We start from the raw sequence: 207 nt of genomic DNA, 5'->3' as shown, positions 1-207 counted from the left end.
CGGTGGATTCCATGGCGACATGGGTAACGCCATGTTCTTCGAGCCACTCAAGCAGGTCGCCAAGTCCCTTCGAGAACGTGGAGAAGGTTTGAATGTCCTTTTGAATGTGTCCATCTTCTTCCCATAGCGCGCAGGCGACGATGGTTTCGGCATGAACATCCAATCCTGCGCAGCGAGGATAGATGACATCCATGATGAAAATCCTCC

The 207-nt window shown here is 52.2% G+C and carries 1 pseudogene; it reads right to left on the bottom strand.

The features are described from left to right. A pseudogene (locus I656_RS0116945) lies at window positions 1-193 on the bottom strand (hypothetical protein); the annotation flags it as partial. Between the last annotated feature and the right edge of the window lie 14 nt (window positions 194-207).

The sequence above is a fragment of the Geobacillus sp. WSUCF1 genome (assembly GCF_000422025.1).
Classification (GTDB): domain Bacteria; phylum Bacillota; class Bacilli; order Bacillales; family Anoxybacillaceae; genus Geobacillus; species Geobacillus zalihae.
This window is presented reverse-complemented; position numbering and strand designations above follow the sequence as displayed.